This window comes from Pseudoalteromonas galatheae (assembly GCF_005886105.2).
In the GTDB taxonomy this organism is placed as follows: domain Bacteria; phylum Pseudomonadota; class Gammaproteobacteria; order Enterobacterales; family Alteromonadaceae; genus Pseudoalteromonas; species Pseudoalteromonas galatheae.
This window is the reverse complement of the sequence record NZ_PNCO02000002.1, coordinates 770756-790389: the sequence shown is the minus strand read 5'-3', so window position 1 is coordinate 790389 and position 19634 is coordinate 770756. Positions and strand designations below refer to the sequence as shown.

The 19634-nt window shown below is 44.3% G+C and carries 14 protein-coding genes; 9 read left to right on the top strand and 5 right to left on the bottom strand.

Annotated elements, in window-relative coordinates; translation table 11 throughout:
- The first annotated feature begins 23 nt into the window (after positions 1 to 23).
- Positions 24 to 1319 (top strand): pyridoxal phosphate-dependent aminotransferase, encoded by a 1296-nt coding sequence (locus tag CWC29_RS21460; RefSeq protein ID WP_138524902.1) that lies wholly within the window; start codon positions 24 to 26, stop codon positions 1317 to 1319.
- A gap of 62 nt (positions 1320 to 1381) precedes the next feature.
- Here the strand turns inward: CWC29_RS21460 and cueR are convergent, their stop codons facing one another.
- Both cueR and CWC29_RS21450 read right to left on the bottom strand, forming a co-directional pair.
- Positions 1382 to 1792: a Cu(I)-responsive transcriptional regulator gene (cueR, locus tag CWC29_RS21455; RefSeq protein WP_138524900.1), complete on the bottom strand. Its 411-nt coding sequence runs from the start codon at positions 1790 to 1792 to the stop codon at positions 1382 to 1384.
- 5 nt (positions 1793 to 1797) lie between these two features.
- Positions 1798 to 4176 carry a heavy metal translocating P-type ATPase gene (locus CWC29_RS21450; RefSeq protein WP_138524898.1) on the bottom strand — a complete coding sequence of 793 codons (2379 nt, stop codon included), beginning with the start codon at positions 4174 to 4176 and terminating at the stop codon, positions 1798 to 1800.
- A gap of 171 nt (positions 4177 to 4347) precedes the next feature.
- Here CWC29_RS21450 and CWC29_RS21445 point away from each other — a divergent pair, with 171 nt between their 5' ends.
- The 8 genes from CWC29_RS21445 to CWC29_RS21410 all read left to right on the top strand — a co-directional run bounded on the left by CWC29_RS21445 (position 4348) and on the right by CWC29_RS21410 (position 14252).
- On the top strand, positions 4348 to 4563 hold the full coding sequence (locus tag CWC29_RS21445) for a heavy-metal-associated domain-containing protein (RefSeq protein WP_235956711.1): 216 nt from the start codon (positions 4348 to 4350) through the stop codon (positions 4561 to 4563).
- Positions 4564 to 4804: 241 nt separating this feature from the next.
- On the top strand, positions 4805 to 5830 hold the full coding sequence (locus tag CWC29_RS21440; protein WP_128727388.1) for a DUF4150 domain-containing protein: 1026 nt from the start codon (positions 4805 to 4807) through the stop codon (positions 5828 to 5830).
- Entirely contained in the window at positions 5827 to 9735 is a 3909-nt protein-coding gene (locus CWC29_RS21435; protein WP_138524896.1) for a hypothetical protein, read from the top strand. Before CWC29_RS21440 ends, CWC29_RS21435 begins: the two co-directional genes overlap by 4 nt.
- A gap of 11 nt (positions 9736 to 9746) precedes the next feature.
- Positions 9747 to 10688, top strand: coding sequence for a hypothetical protein (locus CWC29_RS21430; protein WP_167815466.1), 942 nt, complete (start codon positions 9747 to 9749; stop codon positions 10686 to 10688).
- Between the two features lie 10 nt (positions 10689 to 10698).
- A complete protein-coding gene (locus CWC29_RS21425; protein ID WP_167815465.1) occupies positions 10699 to 11664 on the top strand; it encodes a hypothetical protein in 966 nt (321 codons plus the stop codon).
- A 10-nt stretch (positions 11665 to 11674) separates the two neighbouring features.
- A complete protein-coding gene (locus CWC29_RS21420) occupies positions 11675 to 12643 on the top strand; it encodes a hypothetical protein (RefSeq protein WP_167815464.1) in 969 nt (322 codons plus the stop codon).
- A 10-nt stretch (positions 12644 to 12653) separates the two neighbouring features.
- Positions 12654 to 13619 carry a hypothetical protein gene (locus CWC29_RS21415; protein WP_138524395.1) on the top strand — a complete coding sequence of 322 codons (966 nt, stop codon included), beginning with the start codon at positions 12654 to 12656 and terminating at the stop codon, positions 13617 to 13619.
- Positions 13620 to 13652: 33 nt separating this feature from the next.
- Positions 13653 to 14252 carry a hypothetical protein gene (locus CWC29_RS21410; protein ID WP_138524394.1) on the top strand — a complete coding sequence of 200 codons (600 nt, stop codon included), beginning with the start codon at positions 13653 to 13655 and terminating at the stop codon, positions 14250 to 14252.
- Positions 14253 to 14399: 147 nt separating this feature from the next.
- Here CWC29_RS21410 and CWC29_RS21405 read toward each other — a convergent pair whose 3' ends face one another.
- The 3 genes from CWC29_RS21405 to CWC29_RS21395 form a co-directional block, all read right to left on the bottom strand.
- Positions 14400 to 15125 carry a hypothetical protein gene (locus CWC29_RS21405; RefSeq protein WP_128727392.1) on the bottom strand — a complete coding sequence of 242 codons (726 nt, stop codon included), beginning with the start codon at positions 15123 to 15125 and terminating at the stop codon, positions 14400 to 14402.
- Between the two features lie 181 nt (positions 15126 to 15306).
- The gene (locus CWC29_RS21400; protein WP_138524393.1) at positions 15307 to 16566 is read right to left on the bottom strand and encodes a metallophosphoesterase; all 1260 of its coding nucleotides are present in this window, start codon (positions 16564 to 16566) and stop codon (positions 15307 to 15309) included.
- 133 nt (positions 16567 to 16699) lie between these two features.
- Positions 16700 to 19489, bottom strand: coding sequence for a TonB-dependent receptor (locus tag CWC29_RS21395; protein ID WP_138524391.1), 2790 nt, complete (start codon positions 19487 to 19489; stop codon positions 16700 to 16702).
- Positions 19490 to 19634: the final 145 nt, after the last annotated feature.

The window sequence follows — 19634 nt, the reverse complement described above, 5'->3', positions numbered from 1 at the left end:
TACTTAAGGAGAAAAATATAACAATGGAAAACCTATCAAATTTAGCCAATGCACTCGATTACTCGGACATTATTCACCTTGAGTTTTACGTGCAGGAGCAGCTTGCAAAGGGGAAAGAAATTTGTGATTTGATCATTGGAGATTTTGACACGCAACAATTTCCGATGCCCGACTACCTTACCGCACAGATCCAGCAAGCTTACGAGAACAAGCAAAACGATTACCCTCCGCTTGAGGGGGTGTTATCACTTCGCGATGAGGTAGCAAAACAAACTAAAAAGCACTTTAACGTCAGCTACAACCCAGATACGGAGATGTTGATCTCTGGCGGTGCAAGGCCTTTGCTGTATTCTGCGATGCTCGCTACGGTGAGCGCAGAAGACAAGGTGATCTACCCTGTGCCTTCTTGGAATAACATGTTTTACACCACCATGTGTGGTGGCAAGCATGTGCCAATTGAAACCAGCGAAGCAAATCAGTTTTTACCTACAGCGGAACAGCTTCAAGCACACATATCTGACGCGCGCCTTATCACCTTATGCTCACCGCAAAACCCTAATGGCTCCATGTTTTCAAAGCAACAGCTCGGTGAAATCTGCGACATGGTTGTCGCAGAAAACGCGCGCCGCAGAGCGATAAACGCCAAACCGCTCTACGTTATCTACGACCAAGTGTACTGGATGCTGACAATGCAAGAGGTTGAGCATTATCATCCGGCGTCGCTTTGCCCAGATATCAAGCCTTACTTAATTGTGGTTGATGCTGGCACCAAAGCTTTTGCCGCAACAGGCATTCGAGTTGGGTGGGCGACAGGCCCACACGAAGTGATAGCAAAAATGCAGGTGATCCAAGAACATATAGGTGCAATGGCCCCGACGGCAGAGCAACTTGCCACCGCGGTGTTATTTCAAAATGAAGCCTATCTACAAAGCTATTTAGCCGGCTTTAAAGAAAAAATACTAGCCTCAATGGCGGTACTGCATCAGGGTGTTCAGGATATGAAAGGCGCAGGCATAGCAATCGATTCATTTATACCAAATGCCGGCATTTATATGACCTTGAAGATCGACGCCATCAATATGGAAACCCCCGATGGAAACGTACTCGAAAATGCAGATCAAGTCAGTCGGTATTTAATTGATAGCGCGGGATTAGCACTGGTGCCATTCGCCAGTTTCGGCTGTCGTTCTAAAGCGTCACAGCTTTGGTATCGCGCTGCCGTTTGTACTATTTCACCGAGTGAAATTGAAGCGGCGCTGCCAAGATTACAAACTGCACTGCTTGCACTTACCCAGTCAAAACTATTACTTGAGGCTTAGCGCTATTCTGCACAACAAAAAAGCCAGTCTTCATCATTGAAGACTGGCTTTTTAACGTTCGGCTACTTTAGGCTATTTTGGCAAAGCCCATCTAAAATTGGACAGTTTGCATTTTCGTCACCACTACAGTTGTCCGACAGCTGCTTTAAGGTTTCACGCATTTGCTGAAGTTCATTGATTTTATGCTCAATCTCATTCAAATGATGCTGCGCTATCGATTTGACTTCACGGCTAGTGCGGCCTGGGTTTTGTAACAAATCGAGTAAAGATTGGATCTGCGCAATAGGAAACCCCAATTTGCGTGCTTGCTTTATCACACCTAGCAATTGTAATTGTTGCGAGTCGTACAACCGGTAACCCGCTTCACTTCGTTTGCTGCACTTTAGTAGCCCGCTTGCTTCATAATGGCGGATCATCTTTGCAGAGAGCCCAGTACGCTGCGCGGCTTCGCCGATTGTGATCAGTTTTTCCATGACGTTTACTCCTTTGGTTGCCAACGTTGCAATAACAACGCATTGCTAATGACTAGCAAACTACTGGCCGCCATCGCCGCACCTGCAAAAATAGGATTAAGGTAACCCAGTGCTGCCAATGGAATGCCAATGACATTAAAGATAAATGCCCAAAATAGATTTTGCTTGATTTTGCGATAGGTTAATTTTGCCATCGCTAAAGCAGATGCCACCAAGCTTGGCTCGCCCCGCATCAACGTCATTGCCGACGCGCTTACCGCCACTTCCGTACCTGTTGCCATTGCGATACCCAGATCAGCCTGTGCCAGCGCTGGGGCATCATTGATCCCGTCGCCGACCATTGCCACACAGTAACCTTGCTGTTGGGCATTAGCAATATACTCAGCTTTGTGCTCTGGCAGAACTTGCGCTTTATAATCGTCCAGTTCCAGCAATTTAGCATTGTACTGTGCACTACTTTGGCTGTCTCCGGTCAACATTGCAACTTTGATCCGTTGCTGCTTAAGCTGTTTAACCGCTGTAAAGGCATGAGCTTTAAGCTCGTCAGTAAAGTAGAATAGCGCCAAAAACTCGCAGCTCAGTTCACTATTTTGGCTCACTAACCAAGATAAAGAAGCGCCCGGTATTTCTTCTGGTAGCGCAGGCAAAGTTAAGCCTAACTCTTGCATCCAAAAACCGCTCCCCAAATAGACTGTTTTATCTTGGTATTGTGCTTTAACGCCTCTACCCGCTACCACTTTAAAGTCGCTAACAGGAAGTAATGACAATTGCTTTTCTTGTGCTTTATTGACCACAGCCTTGGCAAGCGGGTGTTCGCTGTATTGCTGTAACGATGCCGCCAGCTGTAACACATCGTCTTGATGATACGTAAAAGTGTGCATATTGCTAAGCTCTGGTTTGCCCACCGTAAGCGTGCCCGTTTTATCAAAAATTACCATATCGATGGCCGTTGCTTGCTCCAATGCACCAGCATCTTTTACTAAGATCCCATAGCGCGCGGCAGTGCCAGTACCTGCCATAATCGCGGCAGGTGTTGCTAAACCAAGCGCACACGGGCAAGCAATAACAAGAACCGCCACCGCATTAAGAATACCCGTTGGCCAATCTCCTGTGCTGAACCCCCATGCAAAAAATGTAATGAGCGCAATCACCAATACCGCAGGTACAAATACCGCACTCACTTTATCCACCAACGCTTGCACAGGTGCTTTCGCGCCTTGTGCTTGTTCTACCAAACGAATAATTTTTGCCAAAGTTGATTCCGCACCAACACTGGTTGCATCCACTTCAAGCACGCCATCAAGATTCACCGAACCACCAGTCACTTTGTCTGTTTGTGCTTTATAAACAGGCACGCTTTCACCGCTGATAAGCGCTTCATCTACCTGTGAGTGACCTTCAACTACAACGCCGTCAACCGGTATACGCTCACCAGGTTTGATCAATAGTCGTTCGCCACTTTTTACTGCCGCAGCTGGGACTTCTTGCCAATTGTTATCACGCCAGACCATAGCCGATGTTGGCCTTAAGCTTTCAAGCGCTTTAAGAGCGCTGGTTGTACGTCGCTTGGCTCGGTGTTCAAGATACTTGCCCAACAGCACCAAACTCAGCACGGCACTGCTGCTTTCGAAGTATAAATGCGGAGCGCCATGCTCACCGCTGAATGTCCACCACAAATACAGCGACAGGCCATACGCTGCACTGGTGCCGATGGCCACCAGCAAATCCATATTCCCCGTCCCCGCTTTTATTGCTCCCCATCCGGCACGATAAAAACGCGCACCAAAATAAAACTGAACAGGTGTTGCCAGTGCCCATTGCATCCATGCCGGGAGCATCCAGTTTTGGTTAAACAGCATGGCAAACATGGGTAACACCATAGGTAAGGTGAGCGTCAGTGACGCCACTGCCGGGAACCAGTCAGCGCGATAAAAGGGAGTTGCTGCAACTTGTTCGTTTAACTCATCAGGGGCTGCTTGTGGCTGTACCACAGTGTAACCGGCGTCGTTAAGCTTGGCTTCTATTTCAGCGAACGGTAACTCTGCCACTAAAGTTAAGGTTAGCTTTTCAGTCGCTAAATTGACCTCGGCTTTAATTACCTGCGGTAATGCTTGCGCTGCCTTTTCCACTCGGCTCACACAAGACGCGCAAGTCATGCCTTTAACTTGATATTGCACTTCACTGGTATTAACCTTGTAGCCTGCATCTTTTACCGCACTCACCAACGCCGATACATCCGCACTGCCTTCAACAGACACCGCTTCCAAAGCTAGGTTAACACTGGCACTGACAACACCAGACACTTTCTCTAGGGCTTTCTCAACTCGGCCAACGCACGAGGCGCATGTCATGCCCGATACATTAAATTTTATTACCTTGTCCATTTCTATCTCCGCAAACGCGTTCATTCTCATTTTGGACACTAACCCTTACCCTCATGGTAAGGTCAAACAAAATTGTTCATTCATCTAACAGAAGCTTGTTGTTAAATATTAGTTGACCTTACCATCAAGGGAAGCTTCACAGTGCAAACTCTTTAATCCACAAAGGAAATAATGATGTTGAGACTAAGAGTAGAAAAAATGGTCTGTGGTCACTGTGTAAAAGCAATCACAGAAGCAATGCAAGCAGCTGATAGCCAAGCGCAAGTAGATGTCCGCCTAGATGATAAAATCGTTGAAATTTCAAGCACCAAAGGAGAAGACGAGATTATCGCTATTATTGGCAATGCTGGCTATAGCGCAGAACTCATCAACGAAAGCTTTGCCTAGCTGACTATCTCCCAGAAGTTATCAATCCAAGTCGACCCAAACCACTTTGCATTGGTAAGGTGGTTTATCCGCTCACTTCCTCCTTCATTGCCACTCGCAATTGTTTTATACAGCTCACGTTAATAAACGCTCACAATAATGCCCACTTTGACAAAGCGCAGACAATGCGGAAAAATTACGCCGTTTGTATTAGGTAAAATCAATAAAACTGCGACTAAAGGAATAATTTAAGGACAACACAATGAGCTTTATCGGCGCCGGTGCAGGCAACGAAGCCCAGAGCGTGCAATACAATGTCGACGCGCAAACTGCCAAATTACGAACCTCAGGTTCAGCTTCTTGGCGACACAACAATCCAGCCTTACTGCCATTGAATATTAGTGCAAAGCGAAATCAAGCGCTTGGACAAGCCTATCATATTGCCATATTTCCCGACCGTGCTGCAGGAGAGCAAGCTTTTTTAGAAGAAATCGAAAGAGCCAAATACGGCGATTTTACCTTAGGCCAAATGGTCAATGCGTTTATTCCTGACTACATCATCGACCCACCACAATGGGATGAACAAAACCAAACGGCTGTTCTACCGCATATTGAGCCAATAACGGGAATGGATGTTAATCTGCCAATTAGTGACCCACAAGCATTCTTAGATTTGGTAACCCTTAAGCTGGGTTGGCAAGTAGGAACAGAGAGCGATGTTGCCAGAGATTTTGAAGCCGAAGCCAGACAAGCGTCTATCGTGTCAAACGCGAACGTTCTCATTAACGGTAGAACCGCTGTGCATAGCGGCAGCGGCGGTGTGTTAAGCACAGTAGACGTTTGTTTGACTAAGATAGGCAAAGTGGTTGTGCCTATTCCTTATGGCAACATCGCCCGCTCATCAGACGCCGCAAGCGTTGCCAGTTCAGTAAAAATTCAAGGTAACGGTGCGGCCAATATCAAGTCTAACTTTTCAAAAAGTACGGGAGACCAACCCGGTAATAAAAAAGGTATCGCTAGTCGAACATTGGGTAAAAAAGCGGAGTTTCTGCAAGGCAGCTTTGATGTTTACATCGAGGGAAAACCGGCGGTTAGGCAGGGAGATTTAATGGTATCTAATAATAAAAACACGCCCCCCGCACCATTGAACCAGCCCGGTGGTGCCACTCCTGCAGGCCTTGATGTAGTGCTTGGCGCAGAGCCACTAAGCCAAGATGGTACGAATAAGATCAATATAAAAGTGTCGGGCAGTAGCAAACCTAGCGATGAAGAGGTGAAGATAGGATGAGCCACACTTTACCAACCAAAACCAATGCTAACAATAATTTTAGAGAACTTGTTTTTGAGGGCTATGCAAGCGACAAAGAAGTGGTCTCTTTGATGCTCAAAGACACCTCGGTTGATGGCACGAAAGAAGGCTATTATAAGGTCCCCCTTTACACTTCAAACACAGTAGACCAACAAAGCAGCGATGCCGACATTGAGCTGGTGCACATTTATCCATTTTTATACGACACGCCAGAGCAGCAACTACAATCAGCCTCTCCAGTAACCAGCGGATTTATCTATATTTATGTCGATGGCTATTTATGGCGTGAACTACAAGTTATCGAGCCTGAAGACTTTGATGCCCCGGCGCTATTCTCAGATGTGAATTTGTATTGGCAAAAAGGTTTTTTAAGTTGGAAAAAGTCGGCCAATAAGCCTAACTCACGACCGCAAGGCACACGTGCAGCAACCTGTAAGCCAACCAGCAGCATTCTCGTCCCGCATAAACTAAATGGTAACGAAGTAAGCGTAGAAATCGCATGGTCTGAAGTGCAGTGGTCATGGGAGCAGATCTTGTTGTTTGGCGGTTTTAATGAGCAGGATCCGCGTTTAAATACCGGCACGCCACTCGCTGACGAAGAAAGACATTGCCCTGCCCCAGAAGGTGCAGCAGCGCTCAGAGCACAGCGCATGACTAAGCTGGATAACTTAGGGCAGTTTGCCACAGGCTATAACGACCAAGGCAAAGTAGTTAACACCCCGACACTTCATCAAAAACTGCACCTTCCAGAGCGCGATAAAATCGCCCAAGTGCCGATTTTTGACGGGATCCATGTGGCTCGAATGTATGTGGTGAAAATTCAAAATTTGGTGGTTGAAATTGAAGCGCTTATGAACCACCTTTCTGGTGTAAACAGCGAAACAGGTGAAATCGACTATCAGCAACGTAATAAATACGAACTTGCAGTTTACATGCTGCAAACTTTCTATCTGCAAACAGATGCCGTTTTAGATAAAGACATAGAACTACAGTCATCTGGTGAAAAACTAGTCGAATCGGATGAAGACGCCATCGACTTTGCCAACAAACTTAAAGAGTGGCGAACAGAATGCTTAGATGAAGAGGCCTTTTTTGAGTTTTTGCAGGAAAAAACATTTCGAGAACTTGCAGAAAATATAGCGGAGCTCACTGATGAACTCATTAACTTTCTCGATCAAGAATCGTTAGCCGCTGGATTTACCGAGTGCTTTAAAGATTATGCGCATCAAACTGACTTAAGGTTTTTTGAAGCCTATGACTTACTCACCGATTTATTTTTGGTTTTGAAGCCCCATCCGGCAGCACAAATAGCCCAAATTAATAGAGACAAAGAGTTTTGGCACACGCTAAGTAGCGGCCACCGAGGACAAGACTTTATTCTGCAATGTCTAGATCAACACCCAAGTAAACCAGGAAAAGAAATTGCGCAGTTTTTATTTCCAAAACCTATGGGAAATAAGCTAAGTGAATACGAAAAGCGTGACTTTAACCGCTTTGAGCTTAAGCTTGCGAGCGCAAAAATCGAAAAGATCCATAAACAAGAGGAATTAATAGATTGGAATGAAGGAGAACAATTAGGCAGGCGGCTTTCTCAGGTGATTTTTGGTTTAGCCGTTAGCGTATTTGAGATCCCCGATATCGCCCATAAACTTTCGAGTCACGAAGGGACGTTAGGCCAACAAAAATCCGCGACTAAAGCAGCCACAAACGCGACTCAACAGCAGTATGAACAAACTCAAAAAGCACTGAAAGAGGCCGAACTTGCAAGAGATGAAGCGCTTGATGAGCTGACAAAAAAAGAAGCTGAGTATGAACAACGAAAGTCTGAACTATCGCGTTTGACTCCTGAAGAGCATCAGCTCAAAGCTGCAGAATTAGACGCAAAGATACAAGTTGAAAGAGCACGATTACAACGCCTTGAGACCAAGTTTGCTGCAGCAAAAGCGTCGGTTACACGGGCTCAAAAACAAGTATCTACCTTCGTAAAGGTCAACAATGCATGGCACAAATACCCTTTTGCAAAATTGATTGATGCAAAAGCGGATGTATTACAGCCTCTGATGCGATTAGTAGATATCTCAACACCTGGGCACCTTGTTGAAGTCGAAATGAGGGTCTCCGATTATATAAATGGTAACTTTCCTAAAGGTTACATGCCGCTTGACCCCAAATCTCGCCAGCTTTCTGCCGAGAAGCAAGTGAAAGAATTAAACCAGGTGATACGAGCGAACAGAAAGCGAAACGTCAATATAAAATACGGAGGCGCCAGCCATAAGGTGTCTCTGGAAGATGTTTTAAACTTGAATAAACGCCTTGAACTTCTAATTCAATCGTTAGATAGAGCACAAACAACCACCTTTATTGAAAGTAAAGAGAAAGTCATTGCCTATTTGGTTAAAGCAACTGGTGCCGATTTGTCTGCTGAAGCTTCAGCAGCAAGGGCAAAGCAAATTTATGACGACACAGTACAAAATGCAAAACACTATTCAACCGAGTTAGAAACCCAACACACGACTATCAAAAATCTCGCAGAGCGAACAGCAAACCTAGAGAAATGGCAAAATAAAGTCGTTACCGAGGCCGCATCCAGCCAGTCGCTAAAAAGAGGAATGGTGGGTATATTAGGCGCTTTGTATATCTTTGAAATTGCAAATGTGAGGCTGGTTTTTTCTAATAACAATTTCGATTCTGTAAGAAGCTTTATTGATGGTGGTGGGGTAGTATCTGATTTGGCTGCAATTCACTTCTCAACACTATCTGCTATAACACAAACACGATCCGGTTTGCCAAGCCCAAGGCAATATGCCGCCTTTGAACACCATAGGCGTGTTTTTGGAAGTCATAGTGCACAACAAAAATATGGGCCAACCTTTTCGAGTAAAGCGTCGTTAATGAAATGGACGAGTAGGTTAAACTTATTCGCCTCAGCATATAGTGCGACCATATCTGCTTTTGATGCTTACTATGCCTATAAGCGAGGCGATGTGTGGGCAACCACAGGAAACTTGCTTGTATCAGCAGGCTTCGCGGGGATGGCCATTGATAGCCTGCCTATGGTGTTGGCTAAATATTCCCGCACAGCAGTTATGTTACAATTTGGCAGAGTGAGCATCTTTTGCCTGATAGCAGTGCTTATAGGCTACGGTATTCTCTATTTAATACATAAAGATCCGCTCAAAAACTGGTTAACCGTCTGCCCTTGGGGTAAAAATGCCTTTGAAGGTGGCGAAAAGAACACGCTGGACGACAACTCAACTTATTCTTGGCAAACTCACCCGGAATATGCTCTGCATGCACTGCATGACGCACTATTTGCCCCAACTATTATGGCTGAATCTCAAGTGATGCAGCTCAATACCTTTTCACGTGTTGCTGATAAAATATCAAAACGTGGTAAATTTCATATCGTAAATTTTAATATGCAGGTTCCAGGGCATATTCCAGAATCTCAGCTAAGTTATTTAGATCTTGAGTTTGATATTAAACCCGTTGCCTCTAATAAACCATGGCAATCATTGCTGAGTACAGCAGCAAAGGGGCAAACTACTACGGCACTCGATCACTTCTGGGAGCATGTCAAAATTACCGTTAGTCCTCAATTTACCGGGTTTCAGTTGCAATTCGATGAAACCGCGCTTTACCCTTATTTTGACAAGCTAAACTGCACAAAGTTAGAGCTTCGTATGCGCTGCAAGAAGTACCCGCTTGGGAAGGGCAAAACCATTAGCCCAAACTCGAGTCAAGAGTTTAGATTACCAGCTCCAGAGCGCGATCAAGATGGCAATATTACAGAAGCACGGCTTTGGAGTGAACAAACCGTAGAGGTAGAGATCGATGACTATGGTTTAAGTGCTGCTGGGTTGCTACAAAGGCTATTAAACTAGAAGGTCAAATAATGAGAGAAAATCTAAAAACGTTTACAGCCCTAACTGCTATTTTACTCAAAAAAGCACTAAGTAAAGTGATGGAAACCGAGGTAGCGCCCAAAGCACCTAAAGAGATAAAAGAGCATACAGAAGACAATTTACCACCCTTTAATTTTGGTCGGCCGGTGGAAGAAACTCCGTTACTACCAATAGCAGACTCAGTACCAAGACGTCAAAAAGTAAAGGGAGGATTTGAGCGAGTGCCAGCGCAGTTAAACAGCCGCTTCTTACTCGCGCAAAATAATCTAATGGCCTCAAACAAAGATATCAAGCTGGTGAGTGTTGACCTTGATCGTATTGATAAACTTTCGAATGCAGCTTTTGCATACTTAGCGCTGGCTTTTGCTTTTCTCGCGTATCTCACATTTTACAACACAGGAGACTACAGCCTTTTATGGACAGGTGTTAGCTTATGCACTTTTGCAGCTTTTGTATTCTGCCATGTATCTTACGTAGCGCGTAACTCAGCGGAGGTACTCCGTGTTGATTTCTTTCGCCATAGTGGCCTTGTTACCTTTCCCATTGGTAACAATGTTAGTACCTTTTCGTTAGCGTTAGAAGAAGTTGATTTGTACATCGGTAAAGTTTCTGCAGGCAGAGGGGTGCAGTTTAACATGGCCTATTTGGTACCAAAGCGCTACCCCAAACGCCTTCGCCATCAACCTATGTACCCTGTCGACTGGGAGCCAAGAGACTTAGAAGATAGCATGGAGCTGTGGAGTGAAGTCCATCGTTTTATGGATAACACACAACCTATACCTGCATCCTTTTACAAAGGCTGGCAAGAGGTAATCGAAAGCAGTGACTTTACGGAGCAAGATAAAATAATCATATTAGGCGAAGATTTAGTAAAACAAGCCCCTTTTTACGATTTAGAAAACGACCGTCCGTTAGACAAAGTGATTTGGTAGCAATAAAACAATGAAAGCACACCACAAGGAAGTCAGCCCTACCCATAACCGCAGTTGGAAAAAAGTGGTGGCCTTGCTCGCTTTAGGTTTTCAAAAAATTGTAAGTAAGGTCATGGAAACTGAGGTAGCACCTAAAGAACTAAAAGAGCATACAGAGGACAATTTACCACCCTTTAATTTTGGTCGGCCAGTGGAAGAAACTCCGCTACTACCAATAGCAGACTCAGTTCCAAGACGTAAAAAGGTAAAGGGGGGATTTGAGCAAGTACCAGTTCAGCTAAACAGTCGATTCTTGCTTTCGCAAAATAACCTAATGGCCTCCAGCAGAGATATTAAATTGATGAGTGTTGACCTTGATCGTATCGATAAGCTTTCAAATGCAGCTTTTGCGTACATGGCAACAATATGTGCATTTATCACCTTATATTTTTATCTTGCTACCAGAGAAGTCGTTTACATCAAGGTCATTGCTGTATTGCTGAGCATCGCCATCCCGATCTTCATTCATGTTGGCTACGTAAAACGCACTTCAGCCGAAGTACTCCGTGTTGATTTCTTTCGCCATAGTGGCCTTGTTACCTTTCCCATTGGTAACAATGTTAGTACCTTTTCGTTAGCGTTAGAAGAAGTTGATTTGTACATCGGTAAAGTTTCTGCAGGCAGAGGGGTGCAGTTTAACATGGCCTATTTGGTACCAAAGCGCTACCCCAAACGCCTTCGCCATCAACCTATGTACCCTGTCGACTGGGAGCCAAGAGACTTAGAAGATAGCATGGAGCTGTGGAGTGAAGTCCATCGTTTTATGGATAACACACAACCTATACCTGCATCCTTTTACAAAGGCTGGCAAGAGGTAATCGAAAGCAGTGACTTTACGGAGCAAGATAAAATAATCATATTAGGCGAAGATTTAGTAAAACAAGCCCCTTTTTACGATTTAGAAAACGACCGTCCGTTAGACAAAGTGATTTGGTAGCAATAAAACAATGAAAGCACACCACAAGGAAGTCAGCCCTCCCCATAACCGCAGTTGGAAAAATGTGGTGGCGTTACTCGCTTTAGGTCTTCAAAAAATTGTAAGTAAGGTTATGGAAACTGAGGGTAAAAAGGAGACGCAAACGTTAACTCCTTCGGCACCTGTAGATAAGGTAGTGCATGATCGGCCAATAGAAGAAACACCCCTGCTAAAAATAGAGGACTCGACACCACGAGACTTTAACATTAGTAAAGGGATGCTGAAGGTGAGTCCTGCGGTATCTACTCAGACTCAACCAGTCCAACAAAATAACCTCTTTTCTTCTGATAAGCGAGTAGCGCTTGGTGGTGTCGATTTTTCACGAGCTGGTAAATTAGCAAACATTGTATTTGCCTATATGGCATCCATCATCGCGCTACTTTCAATTATTTTTTATTTCGGTAGTGGTGATAGTTTTTATTTATGGCTCACCACAGGATTACTGGCATTTGCTTTGTCCCTGTTTGTCTATGTTTACCGTGTTAAACACTATACTTCTGAAGTGCTACGGGTCGACTTCTTTCGAAATACCGGCCTTGTCACTTTTCCCACTGGCAATAACGAAGGGAGTTTCTCGTTAACACTTGATGAAGTTGAGCTGTATATTGTAAAGGTCTCCTCGGGTAAAGGTGTGAGGCATAACTTGGCGTTTTTAGCCCCACTACGATACCCAAAAACACTCAAGCACCAGACACTTTATTCAACCGATTGGGAGCCAAAGGATATGGACAACAGTGTGCAGCTATGGAGTGAAATCCACCGTTTTATGGATACCACTCAACCCATACCAAGTTCGTTTTATAAAGGTTGGCAAGAAACGATAGAAAGTCCCTACCTTGACCACCAAGACCATATTCAAATATTAGGTGAAGATTTAGTAAAACAAGCGCCTTTTTATGACCTAAAAAATAACCGTCCACTAGATAAAGTATTTTGGTAGCAGTAAAACGATGAAAGCACACCACAAGGAAGTCAGCCCTCCCCATAACCGCATCCGGAAAAAAGTGGTGGCGTTACTCGCTTTAGGTTTTCAAAAAATTGTAAGTAAGGTTATGGAAACTGAGGGCAAAAAGGAGACGCAAACGTTAACTCCTCCGGCTCCGGTAGATAAGGTAGTGCATGATCGGCCAATAGAAGAAACACCGCTGCTAAAAATAGAGTACTCGATACCACGAGACTTTAACATTAGTAAAGGCATGCAAAAAGTGGCTGTAAATAGTAAAGCAGACTTTGTCTTGCAAGATAATAACGTGCTCTCATCGAACCAACGTATCGCATTAGGCGGAGCTGACTTTGCGCGAGCAGGGAAACTTGCGAATATCGTTTTTGCTTATATGGCCTCAATATTTGCGCTTGTTTGTCTCCCCGTATACCTAAAAGAGTCTGAGCCTCATATTCTTTACCTTATGATTGGGTTAGTGGTGTTTGCAAGCTTCGTTTTTTATCGAGTTCATAGAATTAAGCACTATACTTCTGAAGTGCTACGGGTCGACTTCTTCCGAAATACCGGCCTCGTCACATTTCCCATTGGCAATAATGAAGGGAGCTTCTCGTTAACACTTGATGAAGTTGAACTGTATATTGTAAAGGTCTCCTCGGGTAAAGGTGTGAGGCATAACTTGGCGTTTTTAGCCCCACTGCGATACCCAAAAACACTTAAGCGCCAGACACTTTATTCAACCAATTGGGAGCCAAAGGATATGGACTGCAGCGTGCAGCTGTGGAGTGAAATCCACCGTTTTATGGATACCACTCAGCCCATACCAAGTTCATTTTACAAAGGCTGGCAAGAAACGCTAGAAAGCCCCTATCTTGACCATCAAGACCATATTCAAATATTAGGTGAAGATTTAGTAAAACAAGCGCCTTTTTATGACCTAAAAAATAACCGTCCACTAGATAAAGTATTTTGGTAATACGCGAATTAATCGCTATAACAAGGAGTTTTTGTGACAATAAAAAAATTAGTTAATAAGTGCGTTGATCACATTCTAGACGAAGGGGCACCTGTTCGCGCACTCAGTGATGCTCACGTACAAAACCAGCCCCCCAAATATGGCCAAGTCTATCAACAGCAACACGCACAGAAAGTGACACGTAACGGACAGCAAGTTACGATGACAAGATCTCAAGTTTCAAGCAAAAAAGAACCAAATCCCGTTGCTGAGTTTTTAATTAGAACTGTTGTCATTTTGTCTATCATCACTGCGGTAGGGTTATTGTGCATTGAAGCGTATAACGTAAATCGAAGAGGAGATCCGGCGGCAATGGGGTTAATGATGATGGCGATAGGCATAACTTTCGGATATCACTCAATAATGGGTAGACTTAGCCATTACACGCAACTTGTCAAAACCACTAAGTTCGCTGGTTGGGGCATAAACTTGATTAGTACATTGTTTTGTCTGTTAATCCTCGTTGAATTGTTGTCCAACTTTAGAGGCGATAAGGACGATAGAATCGCCCTTTCTATCGCTTTGATAAATATCTTTTTAATGGGCCGGCTATTCTTTATGTTATATGGGCCTAAAAACAAAAAAGTGCAGTAATACCAATTAGCGTAATTAAAACAACAGCGGACAATAAGCCACCACTAAAATCGGTGGCTTACTACATTGAGCCTGAGCGCCTTCAGAAAATCTGATTTGCCGACTCTTTTGCACTCATTTAAGAATAGCTACGATAAAACTCGCTTACTACGGTGTTATCTGACAGAATTCAACACCATGAGGATCACACCAAACATCACTTTCAACATAGTATGAACTAACTAGAGTTTCTGCGATACGTTCATTATTTTCTTTATACACGAACTCAAGCCTCACCCAGTTACTTTCGTTATCTCTTAGCTTTTCAGCAGTGAAATCTAGTTTAGGCCCTGAACCTGCATATCGATACGTCACCTCGGTGCGACCATCTCTGAAAGTCTGCACAGGGGTAAACCATTTCATTTCTACAGTCCCTGGCTGGTATCCATACGCCCCCAGCTTAGACGCATCAAACCGCCAACGAGTTACAGATACACCGTTGGGGTAAGTTTCTGATCCCAGCTTAGTTTTCTTGATTTTTACATTCTGTTTAACGTTAGGTCTGACGTCTACGTTGATTGAACCACAGTTAAAATCAGAAACTTTGTAGACTTCAATTGTGCTACGTCCCTCATATGGGAAGTTCAGCGTAAAGTCACGAGTTTGCTTAATAGGAATGGTCTTTTCGGTTGCATGAAGTTGCTTGTTCACATAAATTTCAATTTTTTCGCGTTGAAAAAAATCTGCGGCAGGAACCTTAACCGTGTACTCATAATTCTTTTCTGCTTGGGCAAGCCGAGGCCCATTAAAGCTCCATGAGCCTGAGGGCGTGCAAGCCAGAGCATTATATGACATTGAAAGTGCAGTAAAGCCTACGATTGTTGCTAATTTCATTACTTATCCTTTAGTTGGCTATTTATGAAGTTGATGACAACAATGTACCTAAAACGGGATGTCCATATAACTGTTATAAATGACAGGTAACTACTCATGTAACCAATAGGCTCAATGAGCAGTTATTAAGTTAAAACACACTAATATTTACACTTATTATCTAAAATCAGGTATATCTTCCTCACTCACTGCGGTGAGCAAAACTAAAGCTTTGCTCTGGCACCAGCTGACCGCTTAAATCGTTTGGTGTTGAGTAAAACGACACATTTAGCATGTCTTTTTGGTTGTCTAGTTCGATATGTGCAAAGCCCCAAGTAAAAGCTTTATTCCAGACTAGGTCGTACTCTGGGTAACGCTTTTCTTGATAGTTAGCAAGCGGTGTATGCGTACCGCGCATTTTTGATGCGGCGCCACTGATAATAAGTGGTAACTTAGGCTTTGTGTTTCCGGGAAGTACACGCGAGCAGTCGTCCGTTAACAGTTCCAGATCATGCTCATGGCCTGCAATATATGCATCTGCGTACTCACATAGTTCGGGTAAGATCAAGCGGCGTAATACATGTGCTTCGTCATATTTAGTGCCACCAATCGACCAAATTACATGGTGCCCATATACAATTTTCCATTTTGCGGTTGAGCTTTTAAGTCCATTTGCAAGCCAGGCTAATTGCCTGTGATCTTCCCCATTGACAGGTTGCTCGTGCTTTTCAATGTCTTCAACTTCGGCTTGACCACTTGCCAGTGCACTTGCCAATCCCTGTTCACTACCGTCCGGTTTTAGTGGAATTTCATAATAATGCTGACCAGAGAGCAACATATTGGTATCGAGTACAAAAAATTCTACGTCATTGCCTTTTTCACCAAAGGTATAGCTGTAATAACCTTTGCCATCCATATGAAAATTAGCTTGCTTAGCCATCCATTCGGTCTGTAATTTCACGCCGCGACGAGACGTCTTCCAATCGTGGTTGCCTAATGCTGAGTACACAACCAACTCTGGGTTTTGAATAAGTAGCGGCTTTAGCGGCCCTAGAATCAAGTCATCCATACGCTTTTGGTCATCTTTGCCATCATTAGCGGCCGCACCGTCAGGGTAGATGTTATCACCAAGCTGAATAGCAAAGTCGCATGGCTTTTTCTCACACAAAGAGGCCATTGCCTGTCCAACCACCAACGCACCGGTTTCCTCCGTTGCGGTTTCGGTTCCCGGATAAACATAGATAGGCGCATGATTAAACTCTTCGAGCGGGCGATGCTCTTCTAACCAATCCGCCTTTTCAGCAGCAATAAACTCAGCCTTATTTTTAGGCGATTTAATGTGCTTTGTTTTTGGATAATCTGGGTGATAGCCGCCATCACCAAAGGCCAGAAAGTTAATATTTTCCGCGGCCTGCGCTGCGCCACTGAGCGCGAATAGTAAAGCTACTGATGTTATTTTCATTGTTACTGACACAATGTTACCACTGCATCCTCCTGCATATAAATAAGATGGGTGTCCTGCTAATACCCTTCTGTTAATACCAAAGCTCGATACGATGGGTGCTTTTACAAGGACACCCACCTTTATTTCTTTCTTAGAAAGACGTTACCGTTACTCCAAGCTCAAATGAACGGCCATAGGTTTCGTATTGGTAGTTGTAACGAGTGTCGCCTTGATAAATACTCATCGGCTCGTCGGTTAAATTGATCGCGTTGAAATAAAGCTGAGTTTGCTCGGTATAAAAGTACTTCATGCTAAAATCGAGTTGCAGATGGTCGTCTTGGAAAACGCGCTGCTTGTTCTCTTCAAACAAAAAGCTTTTACTCTTGTACGATGCACTTAACCTTGCGCTTATTTGGCTATTTTCATAACCAAACATCAGATTGCCCACGGTGTCGGATTGGTTTGGTAGATTGTCATCTGCGTCAATAAATGTACCATTAGCTGAGAACATCAAACCGTTTTGAAAGTTCTTCGTGTACGCAAGCTCCACCCCTGTCAGTTTAGCCGCGCCGCCATTAACGCTTTGAATAACTTCTTTATAGCCTTGCCACTGACCGTTATCTTGCACCTCGGCTTTGGTAATAAAATTATCGATGTTTTTGTGAAAAACACCCGCAGATAACACGCCAATCGCACCGGGGTAATATTCTACCGAAACGTCATAGTTTGTTGACTTGTATGGGTCTAAGTCTGGGTTTCCGACTTCGGCTTTACGCTCAATTTCAATTTCGCCATCATCTTCTGTGGTCTCTGTTTCTATGATTTGAAATGCTGCTGCATCTTCAAAGCTTGGACGCGCAAGAGTTTGTGTATAGGCAAAACGGGTGATCAGCTTGTCACTGATTTCATAGCGTAATGTTAAGTTTGGTAATAAATGGTCGTAGCTATCTTCAACTTGCCATTGGTTGATCTCGACGCGTTCAACGTCATTCACTTCATCATTAATGAGTTCAACACGATTACCACTTGTTGCATAATCTGTGTCTTCGTATCTAAAGCCTGCAATAACATTGAGTTTATCAATGTCGACCGTCAGCATGGCGTAGAGCGCGGTGACAGTTTCTTCACTGGTGTATGAGCGACCTTGCGTTTCAATGTCAGTTTCAAGCTGGTTTAGCTCAAGGGCACTGCGATTACCGTAAAAGTAGTCGCGGATCTGGCCGCGACTTAAACCCGGACCAAAAGCCCCAAGATCATACTCAGGTTCATTGGCGGCAAAGTCTTTCGCCGTTAGGTCATCAAAGCCGCCATCATATAGCTTGGCGTCAACGTGGTTAAACTTCTCACGGTCAGCATATTTACCACCAAATTTAATTTGCGCATTGTGACCAAGTAAAGTGAAGTCTTTAGTTAAATCCAGTCTAAAGCTGGTATTTTCATCTTCACTGAGGTTGTTCTCCCAGACAATTTCATCGATTTCAAAATTGCTAAGCTGCTGGGAAGCTTCATCCGCTGCAAGCGTGGGTGTCTTACCATCCAGTACATACCCTAGCGCAAAGTCTTCTCCAGCAAATGAGGTATCCAAGCGATTTGGCTCGCTTTCATCTGATTTCGAGTAGCCAATGCTGTATTCAATAAACCAATCCTGCACTAAATTTTCGCCGCCCAAAACCACAGATAAAATGCTTTGCTCTTCATATCTGTCTTTGGTATCTCTATCCATTTCTGCACCTGAGAAATAGGCCGCATTTTGGCTTAGCTCACCGGCAAATACATCGCCTTTGTCAAACTTGTACTCATTGCGTTGACGAAATTCATCGTCAGAAAACTTGCTGTAGAGCGTGCGTAAGTAGTATTTGTTAAACCCTTTGTGATGCACATCAAGATTCAGTGCCGCCCCTAAACGCTCTCGCGTAATATGATAGTGGCGCTGCTCCATTTCCTCAGCACCAAAGAAGCCCACTTCTTCTCCTGAGCTCACATCGTCCATTTCTAGTTCCATCCAGCCGCCGTCAGTTTCCATATTATGAGAACCAAACTCACGCTCAAACCAAGATACCGCCGTTGCAAGCCCAACTTCCAACTCTTTGCCTGCGGCATAAACATCGGTGAAACTAAACGACGCTTTTGGGCTAGTTTCGCTCACCTGCTCATTGTGTGAAGCTTGTAACGTTACATTGTAGCTCTGCCCTTCTCGGTCAAAAGCACTGAGGCTTTTTACTTCGATGCTACCACCCACCGCCGATGCATCCATATCTGGTGTGACCGTTTTGCTCACCTCTAGGCTTTGCACTAACTCACTTGGGATGACATCCATCGCCACTGAGCGCACGCCCGCTTCAGGAGAAGGCACGTTGGCTCCATTGATGGTCACGTTATTGAGATTTGGGTCGATCCCACGGATTGCCACAAAACGGCCTTCACCTTGATCTCGTTGAATGGAAAGTCCAGGCAGACGTTGCAGTGCTTCTGCTGCGTTTTGATCCGGCAATTGACCGATGGAATCCGCGCTGACGATCGACTTAAGTGAGAGAGCATTTTTTTGTCGGTTTAGTGCTCCTGCTTGTCCGGCTCTTTGCCCCACAACAATAATATCGTCCATTTGGCCCGATTGAGAACCAAGCTGTACTTGAACATTAGTGACTTGGTTATCAGTAATCGTGATGCTTTTAGTCACTGTTTCAGCCCCAAGATAACTTATCTCAAGCGTATAATTACCCGCAGGGAGATTGGTTGCGGTAAAGCGCCCGTCTCGCTCAGAGATAAGGGTTCGGTCTAATTCTTTGATCACCACTTTTGCCCCTTGAAAGTGGCTCTTTTGCGATACGGAGCTAACTTGCCCTGTTAGGGTGTTAGCATTTGCAGCTGAGCTTAACGTCAGTCCAGCGCAGATCATAGCAACAGCAGAAAGCGTAAAGCTTGTCGGTAGGTTTTTTTTCATTATTTGCTCGCACAGGTTGAGTAGAATTTTAGCGCCCCGCTAAAACGTCGCGGCTACCCTAATGCGAAAACGTGACGCTTTTATTTCACTTGAGTGCGCTGCAGCCTATAACAGGGCGTTTATGACGGCCGAACGTGTGAATTTG

Excerpts from the sequence above, each read along its gene's own strand:
- CWC29_RS21460 (WP_138524902.1), top strand. The coding sequence starts at position 24 with ATGGAAAACCTATCAAATTTAGCCAATGCACTCGATTACTCGGACATT.
- cueR (WP_138524900.1), bottom strand. The coding sequence starts at position 1,792 with ATGGAAAAACTGATCACAATCGGCGAAGCCGCGCAGCGTACTGGGCTC.
- CWC29_RS21450 (WP_138524898.1), bottom strand. The coding sequence starts at position 4,176 with ATGGACAAGGTAATAAAATTTAATGTATCGGGCATGACATGCGCCTCG.
- CWC29_RS21445 (WP_235956711.1), top strand. The coding sequence starts at position 4,348 with ATGATGTTGAGACTAAGAGTAGAAAAAATGGTCTGTGGTCACTGTGTA.
- CWC29_RS21440 (WP_128727388.1), top strand. The coding sequence starts at position 4,805 with ATGAGCTTTATCGGCGCCGGTGCAGGCAACGAAGCCCAGAGCGTGCAA.
- CWC29_RS21435 (WP_138524896.1), top strand. The coding sequence starts at position 5,827 with ATGAGCCACACTTTACCAACCAAAACCAATGCTAACAATAATTTTAGA.
- CWC29_RS21430 (WP_167815466.1), top strand. The coding sequence starts at position 9,747 with ATGAGAGAAAATCTAAAAACGTTTACAGCCCTAACTGCTATTTTACTC.
- CWC29_RS21425 (WP_167815465.1), top strand. The coding sequence starts at position 10,699 with ATGAAAGCACACCACAAGGAAGTCAGCCCTACCCATAACCGCAGTTGG.
- CWC29_RS21420 (WP_167815464.1), top strand. The coding sequence starts at position 11,675 with ATGAAAGCACACCACAAGGAAGTCAGCCCTCCCCATAACCGCAGTTGG.
- CWC29_RS21415 (WP_138524395.1), top strand. The coding sequence starts at position 12,654 with ATGAAAGCACACCACAAGGAAGTCAGCCCTCCCCATAACCGCATCCGG.
- CWC29_RS21405 (WP_128727392.1), bottom strand. The coding sequence starts at position 15,125 with ATGAAATTAGCAACAATCGTAGGCTTTACTGCACTTTCAATGTCATAT.
- CWC29_RS21400 (WP_138524393.1), bottom strand. The coding sequence starts at position 16,566 with ATGAAAATAACATCAGTAGCTTTACTATTCGCGCTCAGTGGCGCAGCG.
- CWC29_RS21395 (WP_138524391.1), bottom strand. The coding sequence starts at position 19,489 with ATGAAAAAAAACCTACCGACAAGCTTTACGCTTTCTGCTGTTGCTATG.